Source organism: Rhodococcus jostii NBRC 16295 (assembly GCF_001894825.1).
Classification (GTDB): Bacteria; Actinomycetota; Actinomycetes; order Mycobacteriales; family Mycobacteriaceae; genus Rhodococcus_F; species Rhodococcus_F jostii.
Genome location: NZ_BCWY01000011.1, coordinates 72,947 through 87,540 on the forward strand (window position 1 = coordinate 72,947; position 14,594 = coordinate 87,540).

Genomic DNA, 14,594 nt, shown 5'->3' on the forward strand with positions numbered 1-14,594 from the left:
CGAACCGGCGGCCGCAGCGCACGGTTCGGCGATCACCCCATATAGAGAAGGTGGCCGACAGATCTCGCGCCCGATCCGGCGGTCGACTCTCGTCTACCGCGGGGTGACCCACGTCGTGATGTCGGTGTGGACCACCTCGACCCCATGGCCGTCGAAGATGCGGACGGGCACAACCACGTCGGTGCCCTCGGTGATCGCGTCGAAGTCCGGCAGGTCCGTCAGTTCGGCGACGGCGCGCAGCGGTCCGTTCGCCTTGGTGAGGTAGTCGACCGTCATCGACTTCGGGATCCACCGGTGGGTGGAGGGCACGGTCGCCTCGGACAACATGCCCATGGCGGCCTCGGCGAGGTTGCACGCGGCGATCGCGTGGAACGTCCCCAGATGGTTGCGGACGCCCCACCACTTCGGTGCGCGAACTTCGCATCGGCCCGGCCGCATCTCGACGACGCGGGGGAGTACCGAGCCGAAGTACGGGACGCGGAGGCACATGCCGATGGAGAAGAGGGTGTGTCCGAGCGCGTTGTCGGGAAGCTTCTGCCAGGCGGCGTACGTGCGGCTCGAGGTAGTCATCCCGATATCTTACTGCAGAGTAAGTTCAAGGAAGCGCGGGAGGAATCGAACCCGGTTTGAAGTCTTTCGCCCGGTACGGCATACTGGTCGGGTTGCCTTGTCTGGGACGCGATCGTTTGCGGCCCGAAACAGGCGGGGTGAAACGTCGCGATGTAAGTCGAATGACCTGCTCGCGGCCACATGCAAGACGGAAGCAGTACCTACTGGCACTCGAATTCGAGTGCATCCGGTGCGCGTTCCCGGCCCGAATAGCTGAAAAGTTCCGGGTCGGAGAATGAGTGGGAGGGCGACACGCCCGACCGCGTGTACCGGAGAACCATGACAGATGAACAGCGGCAGCGGATCGGGTGTGTCCCGGTCGCCTAGCGTTCGGACAGTTGCGGCCCAGGTAAGGGGACTGTGCAGACGAGGTAGTTCGGCCCGACTCGGGTGGGACTACGAAACGCGGCAAGAAAAGGACACTAAGCGTGGCGGGACAGAAGATCCGCATCAGGCTCAAGGCCTACGACCATGAGGCGATCGACGCGTCAGCGCGCAAGATCGTCGAGACGGTGACCCGTACCGGGGCCCGCGTCGTTGGACCTGTGCCGTTGCCGACCGAAAAGAACGTGTACTGCGTCATCCGTTCGCCGCACAAGTACAAGGACTCGCGCGAGCACTTCGAGATGCGTACTCACAAGCGGCTTATCGACATTCTCGACCCGACGCCCAAGACGGTTGACGCGCTCATGCGCATCGACCTTCCGGCCAGTGTCGACGTGAACATTCAGTGAGCGCGGCGGAGACAAAAACAATGACTGATACCAAGATCAAGGGAATCCTGGGCACCAAGCTCGGCATGACCCAGGTCTTCGACGAGAACAACCGGGTCGTTCCGGTCACCGTCGTCAAGGCCGGACCGAACGTCGTGACCCAGATTCGTACCGAAGAGCGTGACGGCTACAGCGCAGTGCAGCTCGCGTTCGGCGCCATCGACCCGCGCAAGGTGAACAAGCCGACTTCCGGCCAGTTCGCCAAGGCCGGCGTCACCCCGCGCCGCCACGTTGTGGAGCTCCGCGTTGCCGACACCTCGGAGTACGAGGTCGGCCAGGAACTTACCGCCGAGGTCTTCGAGGACGGCGCCTACGTCGACGTCACCGGAACCAGCAAGGGTAAGGGCTTCGCCGGAACCATGAAGCGCCACGGCTTCGCCGGCCAGGGTGCCTCGCACGGTGCACAGGCTGTTCACCGTCGCCCCGGTTCCATCGGTGGTTGCGCCACTCCGGGCCGCGTGTTCAAGGGCATGCGCATGTCCGGCCGCATGGGTAGCGACCGCATCACGACGCAGAACCTCTCCGTTCACAAGGTGGACGCCGAGAACGGCCTGCTGCTGATCAAGGGTGCGATCCCCGGCCGCAAGGGTGGCCTCGTGATCGTCAAGAGTGCAGTGAAGGGTGGTGCACGAGCATGACCAGCACCGAGACATCGACGACCAAGCTGACGCTGGACGTCAAGGTCGCCGGCGGCAAGACCAACGGCACCGTCGATCTCCCCGCGGAGATCTTCGACGCGCCTGCCAACATCGCGCTTCTCCACCAGGTTGTCGTCGCGCAGCTCGCTGCTGCACGTCAGGGCACCCACGCCACCAAGACCCGCGGCGAGGTTCGCGGCGGTGGCAAGAAGCCGTACCGCCAGAAGGGCACCGGCCGCGCTCGTCAGGGCTCGACCCGTGCACCGCAGTTCGCCGGCGGTGGCGTCGTCCACGGCCCGCAGCCGCGCGACTACAGCCAGCGGACCCCCAAGAAGATGAAGGCCGCCGCCCTGCGCGGAGCCCTCTCCGACCGGGCCCGCAACGAGCGCATCCACGTGATCACCGAACTGGTTGCCGGTCAGACTCCGTCCACGAAGTCCGCCCGCACCTTCCTCGGCGAGATCTCGGACCGCAAGAAGGTCCTGCTCGTCGTCGGACGCGAGGACATCGCGGCCTGGAAGAGCGTGCAGAACCTGGACGGCGTGCACCCCATCGCACCCGACCAGCTCAACACCTACGACGTGCTCAACAGCGATGACGTCGTGTTCAGCGTCGAGGCGCTGAACTCGTTCATCCACGGGCCCGCCGAGACCGCCCAGGAAGAGAACAAGGAGGAGGGCAAGTGAGCACCATCGCCGATCCCCGCGACATCCTGCTCGCCCCGGTCATCTCCGAGAAGTCCTACGGACTGATCGAGGAAGGCACCTACACCTTCCTGGTGCACCCGGACTCGAACAAGACGCAGATCAAGATTGCCGTCGAGAAGATCTTCGGCGTCACCGTGACCAGCGTCAACACCGCCAACCGTCAGGGCAAGCGCAAGCGGACCCGGTTCGGTTACGGCAAGCGCAAGGACACCAAGCGCGCGCTCGTGACCCTCTCGGCCGACAGCAAGCCCATCGAGATCTTCGGAGGACCGGTCGCGTAAGCGCCGGGACTTGACGAGACATAGAGGACGAGAAGACTCATGGCAATCCGTAAGTACAAGCCGACAACCCCGGGCCGTCGTGGCTCGAGCGTCTCGGACTTCGCCGAGATCACTCGGTCGACCCCCGAGAAGTCGCTGGTTCGCCCGCTCCACGGACGCGGTGGACGTAACGCACACGGTCGTATCACCACCCGGCACAAGGGTGGCGGACACAAGCGCGCCTACCGGCTGATCGATTTCCGTCGCAACGACAAGGACGGCGTGCCGGCCAAGGTCGCTCACATCGAGTACGACCCCAACCGCACCGCGCGTATCGCCCTCCTGCACTACGCAGACGGCGAGAAGCGCTACATCATCGCCCCCAAGGGCCTGTTCCAGGGTGCACCGGTCGAGTCCGGTGCCGGCGCCGACATCAAGCCCGGCAACAACCTGCCCCTGCGCAACATCCCGACCGGTACCACCATCCACGCGGTGGAACTGCGCCCGGGTGGCGGCGCCAAGATGGCCCGCTCGGCCGGATCCAGCATCCAGCTGCTCGGTAAGGAAGGCACCTACGCCACGCTGCGTATGCCGTCCGGCGAAATCCGTCGCGTCGACGTTCGCTGCCGCGCCTCGATCGGTGAGGTCGGCAACGCCGAACAGTCGAACATCAACTGGGGCAAGGCCGGCCGCATGCGCTGGAAGGGCAAGCGCCCGACCGTCCGTGGTGTCGTGATGAACCCGGTCGATCACCCGCACGGTGGTGGTGAGGGTAAGACCTCCGGTGGTCGCCACCCGGTCAGCCCGTGGGGCAAGCCCGAGGGCCGCACCCGCAAGAACAAGGCGAGCGACAAGCTCATTGTCCGTCGTCGCCGTACCGGCAAGAACAAGCGCTAGGAGGGAGTGAAGGATGCCACGCAGCCTCAAGAAGGGCCCGTTCGTCGATGACCACCTCCTCGCGAAGGTGGACGTGCAGAACGAGAAGGGAACCAAGCAGGTCATCAAGACCTGGTCCCGTCGTTCCACGATCATCCCGGACTTCATCGGCCACACGTTTGCGGTTCACGACGGCCGCAAGCACGTCCCCGTGTTCGTTTCCGACTCGATGGTCGGACACAAGCTCGGAGAGTTTGCACCGACCCGCACGTTCAAGGGTCACATCAAGGATGATCGGAAGGCGAAGAGGCGATGAGCAACACCGAAACCGCCAACCCGACCGCCAAGGCAGTAGCGCGCCACGTGCGCGTCACGCCGATGAAGGCGCGTCGTGTTGTGGACCTGGTCCGCGGGCGTTCGGTTGAAGACGCCCTGAACATCCTGAAGTTCGCGCCGCAGGCAGCGAGCGAGCCGGTCGCCAAGGTGATCGCCTCCGCAGCAGCCAACGCCGAGAACAACCTCGACCTCGACCCGAGCACGCTTGTCGTCGCCACGGCGTTCGTGGACGAGGGCGCGACCCTCAAGCGGTTCCAGCCGCGTGCACAGGGACGTGCGTTCCGTATCCGCAAGCGCACCAGTCACATCACCGTGATCGTGGAGAGCCTGCCGAAGACCGGAACATCGACCCGTAATCGCCGGAAGGGAAGTGCTCAGTAGTGGGCCAGAAAATCAACCCGCACGGCTTCCGCCTCGGCATCACCACCGACTGGAAGTCTCGCTGGTACGCAGACAAGCAGTACGCGGAGTACGTCAAGGAAGACGTCGCGATCCGTAAGCTCCTCGCCACCGGCATGGAGCGCGCGGGCATCGCGAAGGTCGAGATCGAGCGCACCCGTGACCGTGTGCGTGTGGACATCCACACCGCCCGCCCGGGCATCGTCATCGGTCGCCGCGGCGCCGAAGCCGATCGCATCCGTTCCGAGCTCGAGAAGCTGACCGGCAAGCAGGTCCAGCTGAACATCCTCGAGGTCAAGAACGCCGAGGCCGAGGCGCAGCTCGTCGCACAGGGTGTGGCCGAGCAGCTCTCGAACCGCGTCGCCTTCCGTCGCGCGATGCGCAAGGCCATCCAGTCGGCGATGCGTCAGCCCAACGTCAAGGGAATCCGGGTTCAGTGCTCAGGTCGTCTCGGCGGCGCCGAGATGTCCCGGTCGGAGTTCTACCGCGAAGGTCGTGTGCCGCTGCACACGCTTCGTGCGGACATCGACTACGGCCTCTACGAGGCCAAGACCACCTTCGGCCGCATCGGCGTGAAGGTCTGGATCTACAAGGGCGACATCGTCGGTGGCAAGCGTGAGCTCGCCGCCAACGTGGCTGCTCCCGCGGGCGACCGCCCGCGTCGTGAGCGTCCGAGCCGTCCCCGTCGTTCCGGTGCCACCGGCACCACCGCGACCAGCACCGAGGCCGGCCGCGCAGCGACCGCCACTGCCGATGCACCCGCTACGACTGAACAGAAGGAGGGCTGACGCATGTTGATCCCACGGCGGGTCAAGCACCGCAAGCAGCACCATCCGAGCCGTTCGGGTGCCGCCAAGGGTGGAACCCAGGTGACCTTCGGTGACTACGGCATCCAGGCTCTCGAGCCCGCCTACATCACCAACCGGCAGATCGAGTCCGCTCGTATCGCCATGACCCGGCACATCAAGCGTGGCGGCAAGATCTGGATCAACATCTTCCCGGATCGCCCCCTCACCAAGAAGCCGGCCGAAACCCGCATGGGTTCCGGTAAGGGTTCGCCCGAGTGGTGGATCGCGAACGTCAAGCCAGGTCGCGTGATGTTCGAGATGAGCTACCCCAATGAGGAGATCGCTCGTGAGGCCCTGCGCCGCGCGATGCACAAGCTCCCGTGCAAGTGCCGGATCGTGACAAGGGAGGAGCAGTTCTGATGGCTACTGGAACCCCAGCCGCAGAGCTCCGCGAGCTCACCGAAGAAGAGCTGGTCACCCGGCTTCGTGAGTCGAAGGAAGAGCTGTTCAACCTTCGTTTCCAGATGGCCACGGGTCAGATGGACAACAACCGTCGACTTCGTACCGTTCGTCACGAGATCGCGCGTATCTACACCGTTCTGCGTGAGCGTGAGCTCGGGCTGGCCGTTGGTCCGGACGCAGGTGACGCGGCATGAGTGAGGAAAAAGCAGTGAGCACTGAAGAGCGCGGCAGCCGCAAGGTCCGCACCGGATACGTCGTCTCCGACAAGATGGAGAAGACGATCGTGGTCGAGCTCGAGGACCGGGTCAAGCACCCGCTCTACGGCAAGATCATCCGGCGCACCAGCAAGGTGAAGGCGCACGACGAGAACGGCGTCGCAGGCATCGGTGACCGCGTGCAGCTGATGGAGACCCGTCCGCTGTCCGCGACCAAGCACTGGCGTCTCGTCGAGGTCCTCGAGAAGGCCAAGTAAGAACCGAATAATGTATCCGGTACGATGGTGGGGTTGCCTTGCGGCAGACGCACGGCAACCCCACCGTTGTGTCGCCCACCGGGGCGGCCCCTCTCGCAGGGCACGGGTGCAGACCGCGCACGTCGGGTCGGAAATCTGCCGTGCAACAGTCCAGGTCAAGGAGAAGTAAGTGATTCAGCAGGAGTCGCGGCTGCGCGTCGCCGACAACACGGGTGCCAAGGAGATTCTCTGCATCCGCGTTCTCGGTGGTTCGTCTCGCCGCTACGCCGGGATCGGCGACATCATCGTCGCCACCGTCAAGGACGCCATCCCGGGTGGAAACATCAAGAAGGGCGAGGTCGTCAAGGCCGTCATCGTCCGTACCACCAAGGAACGTCGCCGTCCGGACGGTTCGTACATCAAGTTCGACGAGAACGCCGCCGTCCTCATCAAGCCGGACAACGATCCCCGTGGCACCCGCATCTTCGGCCCCGTCGGCCGTGAGCTGCGTGAGAAGAAGTTCATGAAGATCGTCTCGCTCGCCCCGGAGGTGCTGTGATGAAGGTGCACAAGGGTGACACCGTGCTGGTCATCGCCGGCAAGGACAAGGGCGCGAAGGGCAAGGTCATCCAGGCCTACCCCGCGACCGACAAGGTCCTCGTCGAAGGCGTGAACCGCATCAAGAAGCACACCGCGGTTTCCGCGAACGAGCGCGGAGCTTCCTCCGGCGGCATCGTCACGCAGGAAGCCCCGATCCACGTTTCCAACGTCGCGGTCGTCGACTCGGACGGCAACCCCACTCGCGTGGGCTACCGGACCGACGAAGAGTCCGGCAAGCGCGTTCGGATTTCCCGGAAGAACGGGAAGGACATCTGACATGACCTCCACTGAGAACAAGATCCAGCCGCGCCTGAAGACTCGCTACCGCGAGGAGATCAAGGCTGCGCTGAACACCGAGTTCGACTACGCCAACGTGATGCAGATCCCCGGCGTCGTCAAGGTCGTCGTCAACATGGGTGTCGGTGACGCCGCGCGCGACGCCAAGCTGATCAACGGTGCCGTCAACGACCTCGCTCTGATCACCGGTCAGAAGCCCGAGATCCGCAAGGCACGCAAGTCCATCGCGCAGTTCAAACTCCGCGAGGGAATGCCGATCGGTGCCCGCGTCACGCTGCGTGGCGACCGCATGTGGGAATTCCTGGACCGTCTCGTGTCCGTCGCGCTTCCCCGCATCAGGGACTTCCGCGGCCTGTCGGGCAACCAGTTCGACGGCAACGGCAACTACACGTTCGGCCTGAACGAGCAGTCGATGTTCCACGAGATCGATGTGGACAAGATCGACCGCCCGCGCGGCATGGACATCACCGTGGTGACCACCGCGACCAACAACGAAGAAGGCCGTGCCCTGCTGAAGCAGCTCGGCTTCCCGTTCAAGGAGAACTGAGCTAATGGCTAAGAAGGCATTGGTCAACAAGGCCAACAAGAAGCCCAAGTTCGCGGTGCGCGCCTACACCCGCTGCCAGCGCTGCGGCCGTCCGCACTCGGTGTTCCGCAAGTTCGGCCTGTGCCGAATCTGCGTCCGCGAGATGGCGCACGCCGGCGAGCTGCCCGGCGTTCACAAGAGCTCCTGGTGAGCCGGTGACGTCGCCGCCTCCTCGGCGGCGGCGTCACCCACAGACTTCCGGTTCGTAACCTCGGGCCGGGAAACGTAAGACCTACTTCGCGATAGGCCTGCGCCGGAAACGGCAGAGGGAACCGTTGTGAGAAAGGTAGAGGTCAACCTCATGACCATGACCGACCCCATCGCAGACTTCTTGACGCGTCTGCGCAACGCCAACACGGCGTACCACGATGAGGTGAAGTTGCCCCACTCGAAGATCAAGGCGAACATCGCCGAGATCCTCAAGCGCGAGGGCTACATCGCCGACTACCGCACCGAAGATGCCGAGGTGGGCAAGACCCTCATCGTCGACCTGAAGTACGGACCGAGCCGTGAGCGCAGCCTTGCCGGCGTGCGCCGCGTCTCCAAGCCCGGTCTGCGTGTGTACGCGAAGTCCACCAACCTGCCCAAGGTTCTGGGCGGCCTCGGCGTGGCGATCATTTCCACGTCCACCGGCCTGCTCACCGATCGCCAGGCGGCCAATCAAGGAGTAGGCGGGGAAGTCCTCGCCTACGTCTGGTAAGGGAGGCCACCACAATGTCGCGTATTGGAAAGATTCCCGTCACCGTCCCCGGCGGCGTCGACGTGTCGATCGACGGCCAGGGCGTCACGGTCAAGGGTCCCAAGGGCACGTTGGCCCTGACGATCGCCGAGCCGATTGCCATTGCGAAGAACGACGACGGCACGCTCAGCGTGACCCGTCCGGACGACGAGCGTCGCAGCCGCGCGCTGCACGGTCTGTCTCGCACCCTGGTGCAGAACCTCATCACCGGTGTCACCGACGGTTACACCACCAAGATGGAGATTCACGGCGTCGGTTACCGCGTCGCTCTCAAGGGCAAGGACCTCGAGTTCGCACTCGGCTACAGCCACCCGGTCCCGATCGAGGCTCCGGAAGGCATCACCTTCGCGGTCGAGTCGCCCACCAAGTTCTCGGTGTCGGGCATCGACAAGCAGAAGGTCGGGCAGATCTCGGCCAACATCCGTCGTCTCCGTCGTCCGGACCCGTACAAGGGCAAGGGCGTGCGTTACGAGGGTGAGCAGATCCGCCGCAAGGTCGGAAAGACGGGTAAGTGATATGAGCCAGACTGCAAACCAGAAAGCCAAGCGGGTTCCGCTCGGCAAGGATGCGTCCACGAAGCGTCGCCTGTCGAAGGTGCGTCGTCACTTCCGTCTCCGCAAGAAGGTCTCCGGCACGCCCGAGCGTCCCCGCCTGGTCGTCAACCGGTCCTCGCGCCACATTCACGTCCAGCTCGTGGACGACCTCGCGGGCCACACCCTGGCCGCGGCGTCGACCACCGAGGCCGACGTGCGTGCAGCGGACGGCGACAAGAAGGCCCTCAGCGCAAAGGTCGGTCAGCTGATCGCCGAGCGCGCGAAGGCTGCCGGCGTCGAGACCGTGGTCTTCGACCACGGCGGACACGGCTACCACGGTCGCATCGCGGCCTTGGCGGACGCAGCTCGCGAAGGCGGGTTGAAGTTCTGATGACCATCATTTCGAACGGAAGGACAGCCTGATGCCGGGACGTCAGAGGCGTGACGGCGGAAGCGGACCCGCCGGACAGAATGGCCCCAACACGGGGGACAACCGCGGCGGCGGCGACCGTCGTGGTGGCGGTCGCGACGATCGTCGCGGCGGACAGTCGGCCGAGAAGTCGAACCACATCGAGCGCGTCGTCACGATCAACCGCGTGTCGAAGGTCGTCAAGGGTGGTCGTCGCTTCAGCTTCACCGCTCTGGTGATCGTGGGCGACGGCAACGGACTCGTCGGCGTCGGCTACGGCAAGGCCAAGGAAGTTCCTGCGGCCATCCAGAAGGGTGTCGAGGAGGCTCGCAAGAGTTTCTTCCGCGTTCCGATGATCGGTGGCACCATCACGCATCCGATTCAGGGTGAGGCCGCAGCGGGCGTCGTCATGCTGCGTCCGGCCAGCGCGGGTACCGGTGTCATCGCCGGTGGCGCGGTGCGTGCCGTGCTGGAGTGCGCCGGTATCCACGACATCCTGTCGAAGTCGCTCGGTAGCGACAACGCCATCAATGTCGTGCATGCGACCGTTGCTGCGCTCAAGGGCCTGCAGCGTCCCGAGGAAGTTGCGGCTCGCCGCGGTCTCCCCCTCGAAGACGTGGCTCCCGCCGGCATGCTGCGTGCACGCGCACAGGCTGGGAGCGTGAAGTAATGGCCGAACTCAAGGTCACTCAGATCAAGAGCACCATCGGTACCAAGCAGAACCAGAAGAACTCGCTGCGCACGCTGGGCCTGAAGGGCATCCGTCAGACTGTTGTTCGTGAGGACAATGCGCAGAACCGCGGTCTGATCAACGTGGTGCGCCACCTCGTCACAGTTGAGGAGGTCTAACCATGACCATCAAATTGCATCACCTGCGCCCCGCACCCGGAGCCAAGTCCGACAAGATTCGCGTCGGTCGTGGTGAAGGCGGCAAGCGCGGCAAGACCGCCGGTCGCGGCACGAAGGGCACCAAGGCCCGCAAGAACGTGCCGGCCGCCTTCGAGGGTGGACAGATGCCGCTGCACATGCGTCTGCCCAAGCTCAAGGGTTTCACCAACCCGTTCCGCACCGAGTACCAGGTCGTCAACGTCGGCGACATCGCCCGTCTGTTCCCCGAGGGTGGACAGGTCACGGTCGAGGACCTCGTTGCCAAGGGTGCCGTTCGCAAGAACCAGCTCGTCAAGGTTCTCGGCGACGGCGACCTGACTGTCGCCGTTCAGGTGACGGTCGACAAGTTCACCGGCTCCGCCAAGGAGAAGATCGCTGCTGCCGGTGGTTCCGCCACCGAGCTGTGAGCTATCACCGCTAGCCAGTAGATGGCCGCAGTACAGCCTTGCGCTGTACTGCGGCCATTTGCGGCTGTACGGGCAGCACTGCCGCAGGTCTCCCAGCTGTGCGTTCAGTTGCCACTGTTAGAGTTCTAGAGTTCATTCACGGACAAGTCTGCTTTCGACTTCGTCTCCCCACCGTCGTGCCAGGAGGATCTTTGCTTTCCGCCTTCGTCTCGGCCCTCAGGACCCCGGACCTGAGGCGGAAGATCCTCATCGCGCTCGGTCTCGTCGCGCTTTATCGCATCGGCGCGGTGATTCCGTCGCCGGGCGTCGACTACGGCAACGTCCGAGCCTGTGTCGATCAGCTGTCGGGCGGCGATTCCGCGGGTATCTACTCGCTGATCAACCTGTTCTCCGGCGGCGCACTGCTCCAGCTGTCCATTTTCGCGATCGGCATCATGCCGTACATCACGGCCAGCATCATCGTCCAGCTGTTGACGGTCGTCATTCCGAAGTTCGAGGAACTACGGAAGGAAGGCCAGTCCGGCCAGGCGAAGATGACGCAGTACACGCGTTATCTGTCGGTCGCCCTGGCGATCCTGCAGGCCACCGGCATCGTGGCGCTCGCATCGCGCGGCCAGCTGCTGCAGGGCTGCCAGGAAGAGATCATCGCCGACAAGAGCATCTTCGGTCTCGTGATCATCGTGCTGGTGATGACGGCCGGCGCTGCGCTCGTGATGTGGTTCGGTGAGGTCATCACCGAGCGTGGTGTCGGTAACGGCATGTCGCTGCTGATCTTCTCGGGTATCGCGTCCCGTCTGCCGTCCGAGGGCAAGGCCATCCTGGACAGCCGCGGGGGACTGATCTTCGCGATCATCTGCGTCGCGGCACTCGCCATCATCGCCGGCGTCGTCTTCGTCGAACAGGGGCAGCGGCGGATCCCCGTGCAGTACGCCAAGCGCATGGTCGGCCGCAAGATGTACGGCGGTTCGTCGACGTACCTGCCGCTCAAGGTCAACCAGGCCGGCATCATCCCGGTCATCTTCGCGTCGTCGCTGCTGTACCTGCCGAACCTCATCGCGCAGCTCACGGGCGCCACGTCGTCCGCCGACCCCAGTTGGTGGCAGCGGATCATCAACGAATATCTGGTGAATCCCAACAACCCGGTGTACATCGTCATCTACTTCGCGCTGATCGTGTTCTTCGTGTTCTTCTACGTCGCGATCACGTTCAATCCGGAAGAGCGCGCCGACGAGATGAAGAAGTTCGGCGGCTTCATCCCCGGTATCCGCCCGGGTCGCCCCACCGCGGACTACCTGAATTACGTGCTCAACCGCATCACCGTTCCCGGCTCGATCTACCTCGGCCTGATCGCGGTGCTGCCCCACTTCTTCCTGTCCGGAAGCCAGACCTCCAGCAGCATCTTCGGTGGTGCGGCTGTGCTGATTCTCGTCAGCGTCGCCCTGGACACGGTCAAGCAGATCGAAAGTCAATTGATGCAACGTAACTACGAAGGGTTCCTCAAGTGAGACTTGTCCTCCTTGGTCCTCCCGGTGCAGGCAAGGGCACCCAGGCCGCGATTCTGTCCGAGAAGCTCGGCGTCCCCCACATCTCCACGGGCGATCTGTTCCGCGCGAACATCGGGCAGGCCACCCCCCTCGGCCTCGAAGCGAAGAAGTACCTCGACGCCGGCGACCTGGTTCCCAGCGAGATCACCAACAACATGGTGAAGGCCCGTGTCGCCGAGCCGGACGCCGCCAACGGATTCCTCCTCGACGGTTTCCCGCGGACGGTCGATCAGGCTCAGGCGCTCGAAGCGATCCTGACCGAGCAGAACACCAAGCTGGACGCCGTGCTGTCCTTCGTCGTCGACGAGGACGTCGTGGTCGAGCGGATGCTGGCCCGAGGCCGCGCCGACGACAAGGAAGACGTCATCCGCAACCGCCTCCGGGTGTACCGCGAAGAGACCGCGCCGTTGCTGGACTACTACAAGGACCAGCTGGTGACCGTCGACGCCTTGGGTGAGGTCGACGAGGTCAACGCTCGCGCACTGGGAGCGCTGGGTAAGTAATGGGCTTCGGGCGTAAGCGCAAGGTCGTTCCGTTCCGGACCGCCGGCGAGCTCGACGCGATGGCGGCAGCCGGCGCCATCGTCGGTGCAGCTCTGGTGGCGGTGCGCGATGCGGCGAAGCCGGGTGTGAGCACGCTCGAGCTCGACGAGGTGGCCGAATCGGTCATCCGCGACGCCGGCGCCGTGCCGTCGTTCAAGGGCTACCACGGGTTCAGCGGATCGATCTGTTCGTCCGTGAACGATCGTGTGGTGCACGGGATTCCCTCGGCGGAAGACATTCTCGCCGAGGGAGACCTCGTCTCCATCGACTGCGGTGCCATCCTCGAAGGCTGGCACGGCGACTCCGCGTGGACGTTCGGCGTCGGAGACATCATCGAGGCGGATCTGCAGCTGAGCGAGGCGACTCGCCTGTCCATGGAGGCGGGGATCGCGGCGATGCTGCCCGGCAACCGCCTCACCGACATCTCCCACGCGATCGAACTCGGTACCCGCGCCGCCGAGGTCGCCCACGACCGCAAGTACGGCATCGTCGACGGCTACGGCGGTCACGGTATCGGCCGGGAAATGCACATGGAGCCGTTCCTCGCCAACGAGGGCGCTCCGGGCAAGGGCCCGCAACTTGTGGTCGGTTCCGTTCTGGCCATCGAACCGATGTTGACCCTCGGCACCACCGACACCGTTGTCCTCGAAGACGACTGGACCGTCGTCACCACCGACGGCACCCGTGCCGCGCACTGGGAGCACACGGTCGCGGTCACCGAGAACGGACCGCGCATCCTCACCCTGCGGCCGGAGTAGCGCTCGCACGAGGGCGTGGGCCTACACGTCGATCAGCAGAGTCACCGGTCCGTCGTTGACGAGGCTGATCTCCATGTGTTCGCCGAACACGCCGGTCTCGACGGTCGCGCCCAGTTCCCGTAGGGCGCCGCTGAATGCCTCCACCAGTGGTTCCGCGACGGGCCTCGGCGCCGCCGCCGACCAGGACGGTCGCCGGCCGCGGCGAGTGTCCGCCATGAGTGTGAACTGACTGGCGACGAGCACCGGGGCGTCGAGGTCCGACGCGGACTGCTCGTTCTCCAGGATGCGCATGGTCCACACCTTCTTCGCGAGCAGAGCCGCCTTCGCCGCGTCGTCCGTGTGGGTGACCCCGACCAGGACGAGTAGTCCGTGACCGCCCGCCGGGGGAGTGATCCGCCCGACCTCGGTGTCGTCGACCCGTACCGACGCGGACGTCACTCGCTGTACCAGGGCGCGCACGAACACCATCCTTCGAGTCGGAGCCGGTTGCTTTCGGACGAGGGATCGATGCCGGCGGGCAGGTCCGCCGCGGACCGCATTTGGCCTGGTGAGCAATTTCCCGTAACATGGATCAACGGTGCGCTATGCGTACCGGTTGTCTGCGTGCCCAGTGCCGGATTTGATCCGGATTGTTCATGTTTCGACCGGTGAAGATCCCATTGGGCGCCACGGTAACGGAAACAGATGCAATAAGCACGCCAAACCACATGGATCGCGGAGGATATGGCTAAGAAAGACGGGGCCATCGAGGTCGAGGGACGAGTAGTCGAGCCGCTGCCCAATGCGATGTTCCGCATTGAGCTCGAGAACGGCCACAAGGTTCTCGCCCACATCAGCGGAAAGATGCGTCAGCACTACATTCGCATCCTCCCGGAAGATCGCGTTGTCGTAGAGCTCTCGCCCTACGACTTGTCGCGCGGACGCATCGTTTACCGGTACAAGTAAAACTTCCCCGCCCGACCAGGTCGGGGAGAAGTACGTCCGCTGCGGAT

Annotated in this window: 27 protein-coding genes; 25 read left to right on the forward strand and 2 right to left on the reverse strand. The window is 64.5% G+C overall.

The features are described from left to right. Positions 1-93: 93 nt before the first annotated feature. Complete coding sequence (locus tag RJ1_RS10025) at positions 94-570, reverse strand: hotdog fold domain-containing protein (RefSeq protein ID WP_073359806.1); 477 nt, start codon at positions 568-570, stop codon at positions 94-96. Between the two features lie 467 nt (positions 571-1,037). Here RJ1_RS10025 and rpsJ point away from each other — a divergent pair, with 467 nt between their 5' ends. From rpsJ to map, 24 genes are all read left to right on the forward strand, one after another. Continuing rightward, positions 1,038-1,343 (forward strand): 30S ribosomal protein S10, encoded by a 306-nt coding sequence (rpsJ, locus tag RJ1_RS10030; protein WP_003938093.1) that lies wholly within the window; start codon positions 1,038-1,040, stop codon positions 1,341-1,343. A gap of 20 nt (positions 1,344-1,363) precedes the next feature. Then, positions 1,364-2,020: a 50S ribosomal protein L3 gene (gene rplC / locus RJ1_RS10035; protein WP_009479366.1), complete on the forward strand. Its 657-nt coding sequence runs from the start codon at positions 1,364-1,366 to the stop codon at positions 2,018-2,020. Beyond that, positions 2,017-2,706, forward strand: a complete 690-nt coding sequence (rplD, locus tag RJ1_RS10040) for a 50S ribosomal protein L4 (protein WP_073359807.1) — start codon at positions 2,017-2,019, stop codon at positions 2,704-2,706. Before rplC ends, rplD begins: the two co-directional genes overlap by 4 nt. Continuing rightward, a complete protein-coding gene (rplW, locus tag RJ1_RS10045; RefSeq protein WP_005239632.1) occupies positions 2,703-3,008 on the forward strand; it encodes a 50S ribosomal protein L23 in 306 nt (101 codons plus the stop codon). Before rplD ends, rplW begins: the two co-directional genes overlap by 4 nt. 39 nt (positions 3,009-3,047) lie before the next feature. Beyond that, the gene (rplB, locus tag RJ1_RS10050) at positions 3,048-3,884 is read left to right on the forward strand and encodes a 50S ribosomal protein L2 (protein WP_015889918.1); all 837 of its coding nucleotides are present in this window, start codon (positions 3,048-3,050) and stop codon (positions 3,882-3,884) included. 13 nt (positions 3,885-3,897) lie between these two features. After that, the gene (gene rpsS / locus RJ1_RS10055; protein WP_003940820.1) at positions 3,898-4,179 is read left to right on the forward strand and encodes a 30S ribosomal protein S19; all 282 of its coding nucleotides are present in this window, start codon (positions 3,898-3,900) and stop codon (positions 4,177-4,179) included. Then, positions 4,176-4,580 carry a 50S ribosomal protein L22 gene (gene rplV / locus RJ1_RS10060; RefSeq protein ID WP_005239634.1) on the forward strand — a complete coding sequence of 135 codons (405 nt, stop codon included), beginning with the start codon at positions 4,176-4,178 and terminating at the stop codon, positions 4,578-4,580. The genes rpsS and rplV overlap by 4 nt, the downstream gene beginning before the upstream one ends. Continuing rightward, positions 4,580-5,386, forward strand: coding sequence for a 30S ribosomal protein S3 (rpsC, locus tag RJ1_RS10065; RefSeq protein WP_005239635.1), 807 nt, complete (start codon positions 4,580-4,582; stop codon positions 5,384-5,386). The genes rplV and rpsC overlap by 1 nt, the downstream gene beginning before the upstream one ends. A gap of 3 nt (positions 5,387-5,389) precedes the next feature. Then, positions 5,390-5,806 carry a 50S ribosomal protein L16 gene (gene rplP, locus RJ1_RS10070; protein ID WP_005239636.1) on the forward strand — a complete coding sequence of 139 codons (417 nt, stop codon included), beginning with the start codon at positions 5,390-5,392 and terminating at the stop codon, positions 5,804-5,806. Then, positions 5,806-6,042 (forward strand): 50S ribosomal protein L29, encoded by a 237-nt coding sequence (gene rpmC, locus RJ1_RS10075; RefSeq protein WP_005239637.1) that lies wholly within the window; start codon positions 5,806-5,808, stop codon positions 6,040-6,042. Before rplP ends, rpmC begins: the two co-directional genes overlap by 1 nt. Continuing rightward, complete coding sequence (rpsQ, locus tag RJ1_RS10080; RefSeq protein WP_005239638.1) at positions 6,039-6,320, forward strand: 30S ribosomal protein S17; 282 nt, start codon at positions 6,039-6,041, stop codon at positions 6,318-6,320. The genes rpmC and rpsQ overlap by 4 nt, the downstream gene beginning before the upstream one ends. A gap of 169 nt (positions 6,321-6,489) precedes the next feature. Further along, the gene (gene rplN / locus RJ1_RS10085) at positions 6,490-6,858 is read left to right on the forward strand and encodes a 50S ribosomal protein L14 (protein WP_005239639.1); all 369 of its coding nucleotides are present in this window, start codon (positions 6,490-6,492) and stop codon (positions 6,856-6,858) included. Then, complete coding sequence (rplX, locus tag RJ1_RS10090) at positions 6,858-7,175, forward strand: 50S ribosomal protein L24 (protein WP_003941019.1); 318 nt, start codon at positions 6,858-6,860, stop codon at positions 7,173-7,175. The genes rplN and rplX overlap by 1 nt, the downstream gene beginning before the upstream one ends. A 1-nt stretch (position 7,176) precedes the next feature. Next, positions 7,177-7,743: a 50S ribosomal protein L5 gene (rplE, locus tag RJ1_RS10095; RefSeq protein ID WP_073359808.1), complete on the forward strand. Its 567-nt coding sequence runs from the start codon at positions 7,177-7,179 to the stop codon at positions 7,741-7,743. Between the two features lie 4 nt (positions 7,744-7,747). Continuing rightward, positions 7,748-7,933, forward strand: a complete 186-nt coding sequence (locus tag RJ1_RS10100; RefSeq protein WP_005239644.1) for a type Z 30S ribosomal protein S14 — start codon at positions 7,748-7,750, stop codon at positions 7,931-7,933. 150 nt (positions 7,934-8,083) lie between these two features. Continuing rightward, positions 8,084-8,482, forward strand: a complete 399-nt coding sequence (gene rpsH, locus RJ1_RS10105; protein WP_005239657.1) for a 30S ribosomal protein S8 — start codon at positions 8,084-8,086, stop codon at positions 8,480-8,482. Positions 8,483-8,496: 14 nt separating this feature from the next. Next, positions 8,497-9,036, forward strand: a complete 540-nt coding sequence (rplF, locus tag RJ1_RS10110; protein WP_073359809.1) for a 50S ribosomal protein L6 — start codon at positions 8,497-8,499, stop codon at positions 9,034-9,036. A gap of 1 nt (position 9,037) precedes the next feature. Beyond that, on the forward strand, positions 9,038-9,445 hold the full coding sequence (rplR, locus tag RJ1_RS10115) for a 50S ribosomal protein L18 (protein WP_072945701.1): 408 nt from the start codon (positions 9,038-9,040) through the stop codon (positions 9,443-9,445). 31 nt (positions 9,446-9,476) lie between these two features. Further along, positions 9,477-10,133 carry a 30S ribosomal protein S5 gene (gene rpsE, locus RJ1_RS10120; protein WP_073359810.1) on the forward strand — a complete coding sequence of 219 codons (657 nt, stop codon included), beginning with the start codon at positions 9,477-9,479 and terminating at the stop codon, positions 10,131-10,133. Then, positions 10,133-10,312, forward strand: a complete 180-nt coding sequence (rpmD, locus tag RJ1_RS10125) for a 50S ribosomal protein L30 (RefSeq protein ID WP_005239665.1) — start codon at positions 10,133-10,135, stop codon at positions 10,310-10,312. The genes rpsE and rpmD overlap by 1 nt, the downstream gene beginning before the upstream one ends. Positions 10,313-10,314: 2 nt before the next feature. After that, positions 10,315-10,758: a 50S ribosomal protein L15 gene (gene rplO / locus RJ1_RS10130; RefSeq protein WP_073359811.1), complete on the forward strand. Its 444-nt coding sequence runs from the start codon at positions 10,315-10,317 to the stop codon at positions 10,756-10,758. A 191-nt stretch (positions 10,759-10,949) separates the two neighbouring features. Further along, positions 10,950-12,263, forward strand: a complete 1,314-nt coding sequence (gene secY, locus RJ1_RS10135) for a preprotein translocase subunit SecY (protein WP_073359812.1) — start codon at positions 10,950-10,952, stop codon at positions 12,261-12,263. Further along, positions 12,260-12,805 carry an adenylate kinase gene (locus RJ1_RS10140; RefSeq protein WP_073359813.1) on the forward strand — a complete coding sequence of 182 codons (546 nt, stop codon included), beginning with the start codon at positions 12,260-12,262 and terminating at the stop codon, positions 12,803-12,805. The genes secY and RJ1_RS10140 overlap by 4 nt, the downstream gene beginning before the upstream one ends. After that, positions 12,805-13,602 (forward strand): type I methionyl aminopeptidase, encoded by a 798-nt coding sequence (gene map, locus RJ1_RS10145; protein ID WP_073359814.1) that lies wholly within the window; start codon positions 12,805-12,807, stop codon positions 13,600-13,602. The genes RJ1_RS10140 and map overlap by 1 nt, the downstream gene beginning before the upstream one ends. Positions 13,603-13,623: 21 nt before the next feature. Here the strand turns inward: map and dtd are convergent, their stop codons facing one another. Then, the gene (gene dtd / locus RJ1_RS10150) at positions 13,624-14,061 is read right to left on the reverse strand and encodes a D-aminoacyl-tRNA deacylase (RefSeq protein WP_073359890.1); all 438 of its coding nucleotides are present in this window, start codon (positions 14,059-14,061) and stop codon (positions 13,624-13,626) included. A 264-nt stretch (positions 14,062-14,325) separates the two neighbouring features. On the opposite strand from dtd, the gene infA reads away from it, so the two are divergent. Beyond that, positions 14,326-14,547, forward strand: coding sequence for a translation initiation factor IF-1 (gene infA / locus RJ1_RS10155; RefSeq protein WP_003418601.1), 222 nt, complete (start codon positions 14,326-14,328; stop codon positions 14,545-14,547). The last annotated feature ends 47 nt before the right edge of the window (positions 14,548-14,594 follow it).

Coding starts and splice junctions, on each gene's coding strand:
- RJ1_RS10025 (WP_073359806.1), bottom strand. CDS start 570: ATGACTACCTCGAGCCGCACGTACGCCGCCTGGCAGAAGCTTCCCGAC.
- rplC (WP_009479366.1), top strand. CDS start 1,364: ATGACTGATACCAAGATCAAGGGAATCCTGGGCACCAAGCTCGGCATG.
- rplD (WP_073359807.1), top strand. CDS start 2,017: ATGACCAGCACCGAGACATCGACGACCAAGCTGACGCTGGACGTCAAG.
- rplB (WP_015889918.1), top strand. CDS start 3,048: ATGGCAATCCGTAAGTACAAGCCGACAACCCCGGGCCGTCGTGGCTCG.
- rpsS (WP_003940820.1), top strand. CDS start 3,898: ATGCCACGCAGCCTCAAGAAGGGCCCGTTCGTCGATGACCACCTCCTC.
- rplV (WP_005239634.1), top strand. CDS start 4,176: ATGAGCAACACCGAAACCGCCAACCCGACCGCCAAGGCAGTAGCGCGC.
- rplP (WP_005239636.1), top strand. CDS start 5,390: ATGTTGATCCCACGGCGGGTCAAGCACCGCAAGCAGCACCATCCGAGC.
- rpmC (WP_005239637.1), top strand. CDS start 5,806: ATGGCTACTGGAACCCCAGCCGCAGAGCTCCGCGAGCTCACCGAAGAA.
- rpsQ (WP_005239638.1), top strand. CDS start 6,039: ATGAGTGAGGAAAAAGCAGTGAGCACTGAAGAGCGCGGCAGCCGCAAG.
- rplX (WP_003941019.1), top strand. CDS start 6,858: ATGAAGGTGCACAAGGGTGACACCGTGCTGGTCATCGCCGGCAAGGAC.
- rplE (WP_073359808.1), top strand. CDS start 7,177: ATGACCTCCACTGAGAACAAGATCCAGCCGCGCCTGAAGACTCGCTAC.
- RJ1_RS10100 (WP_005239644.1), top strand. CDS start 7,748: ATGGCTAAGAAGGCATTGGTCAACAAGGCCAACAAGAAGCCCAAGTTC.
- rpsH (WP_005239657.1), top strand. CDS start 8,084: ATGACCATGACCGACCCCATCGCAGACTTCTTGACGCGTCTGCGCAAC.
- rplF (WP_073359809.1), top strand. CDS start 8,497: ATGTCGCGTATTGGAAAGATTCCCGTCACCGTCCCCGGCGGCGTCGAC.
- rplR (WP_072945701.1), top strand. CDS start 9,038: ATGAGCCAGACTGCAAACCAGAAAGCCAAGCGGGTTCCGCTCGGCAAG.
- rpsE (WP_073359810.1), top strand. CDS start 9,477: ATGCCGGGACGTCAGAGGCGTGACGGCGGAAGCGGACCCGCCGGACAG.
- rpmD (WP_005239665.1), top strand. CDS start 10,133: ATGGCCGAACTCAAGGTCACTCAGATCAAGAGCACCATCGGTACCAAG.
- rplO (WP_073359811.1), top strand. CDS start 10,315: ATGACCATCAAATTGCATCACCTGCGCCCCGCACCCGGAGCCAAGTCC.
- map (WP_073359814.1), top strand. CDS start 12,805: ATGGGCTTCGGGCGTAAGCGCAAGGTCGTTCCGTTCCGGACCGCCGGC.
- infA (WP_003418601.1), top strand. CDS start 14,326: ATGGCTAAGAAAGACGGGGCCATCGAGGTCGAGGGACGAGTAGTCGAG.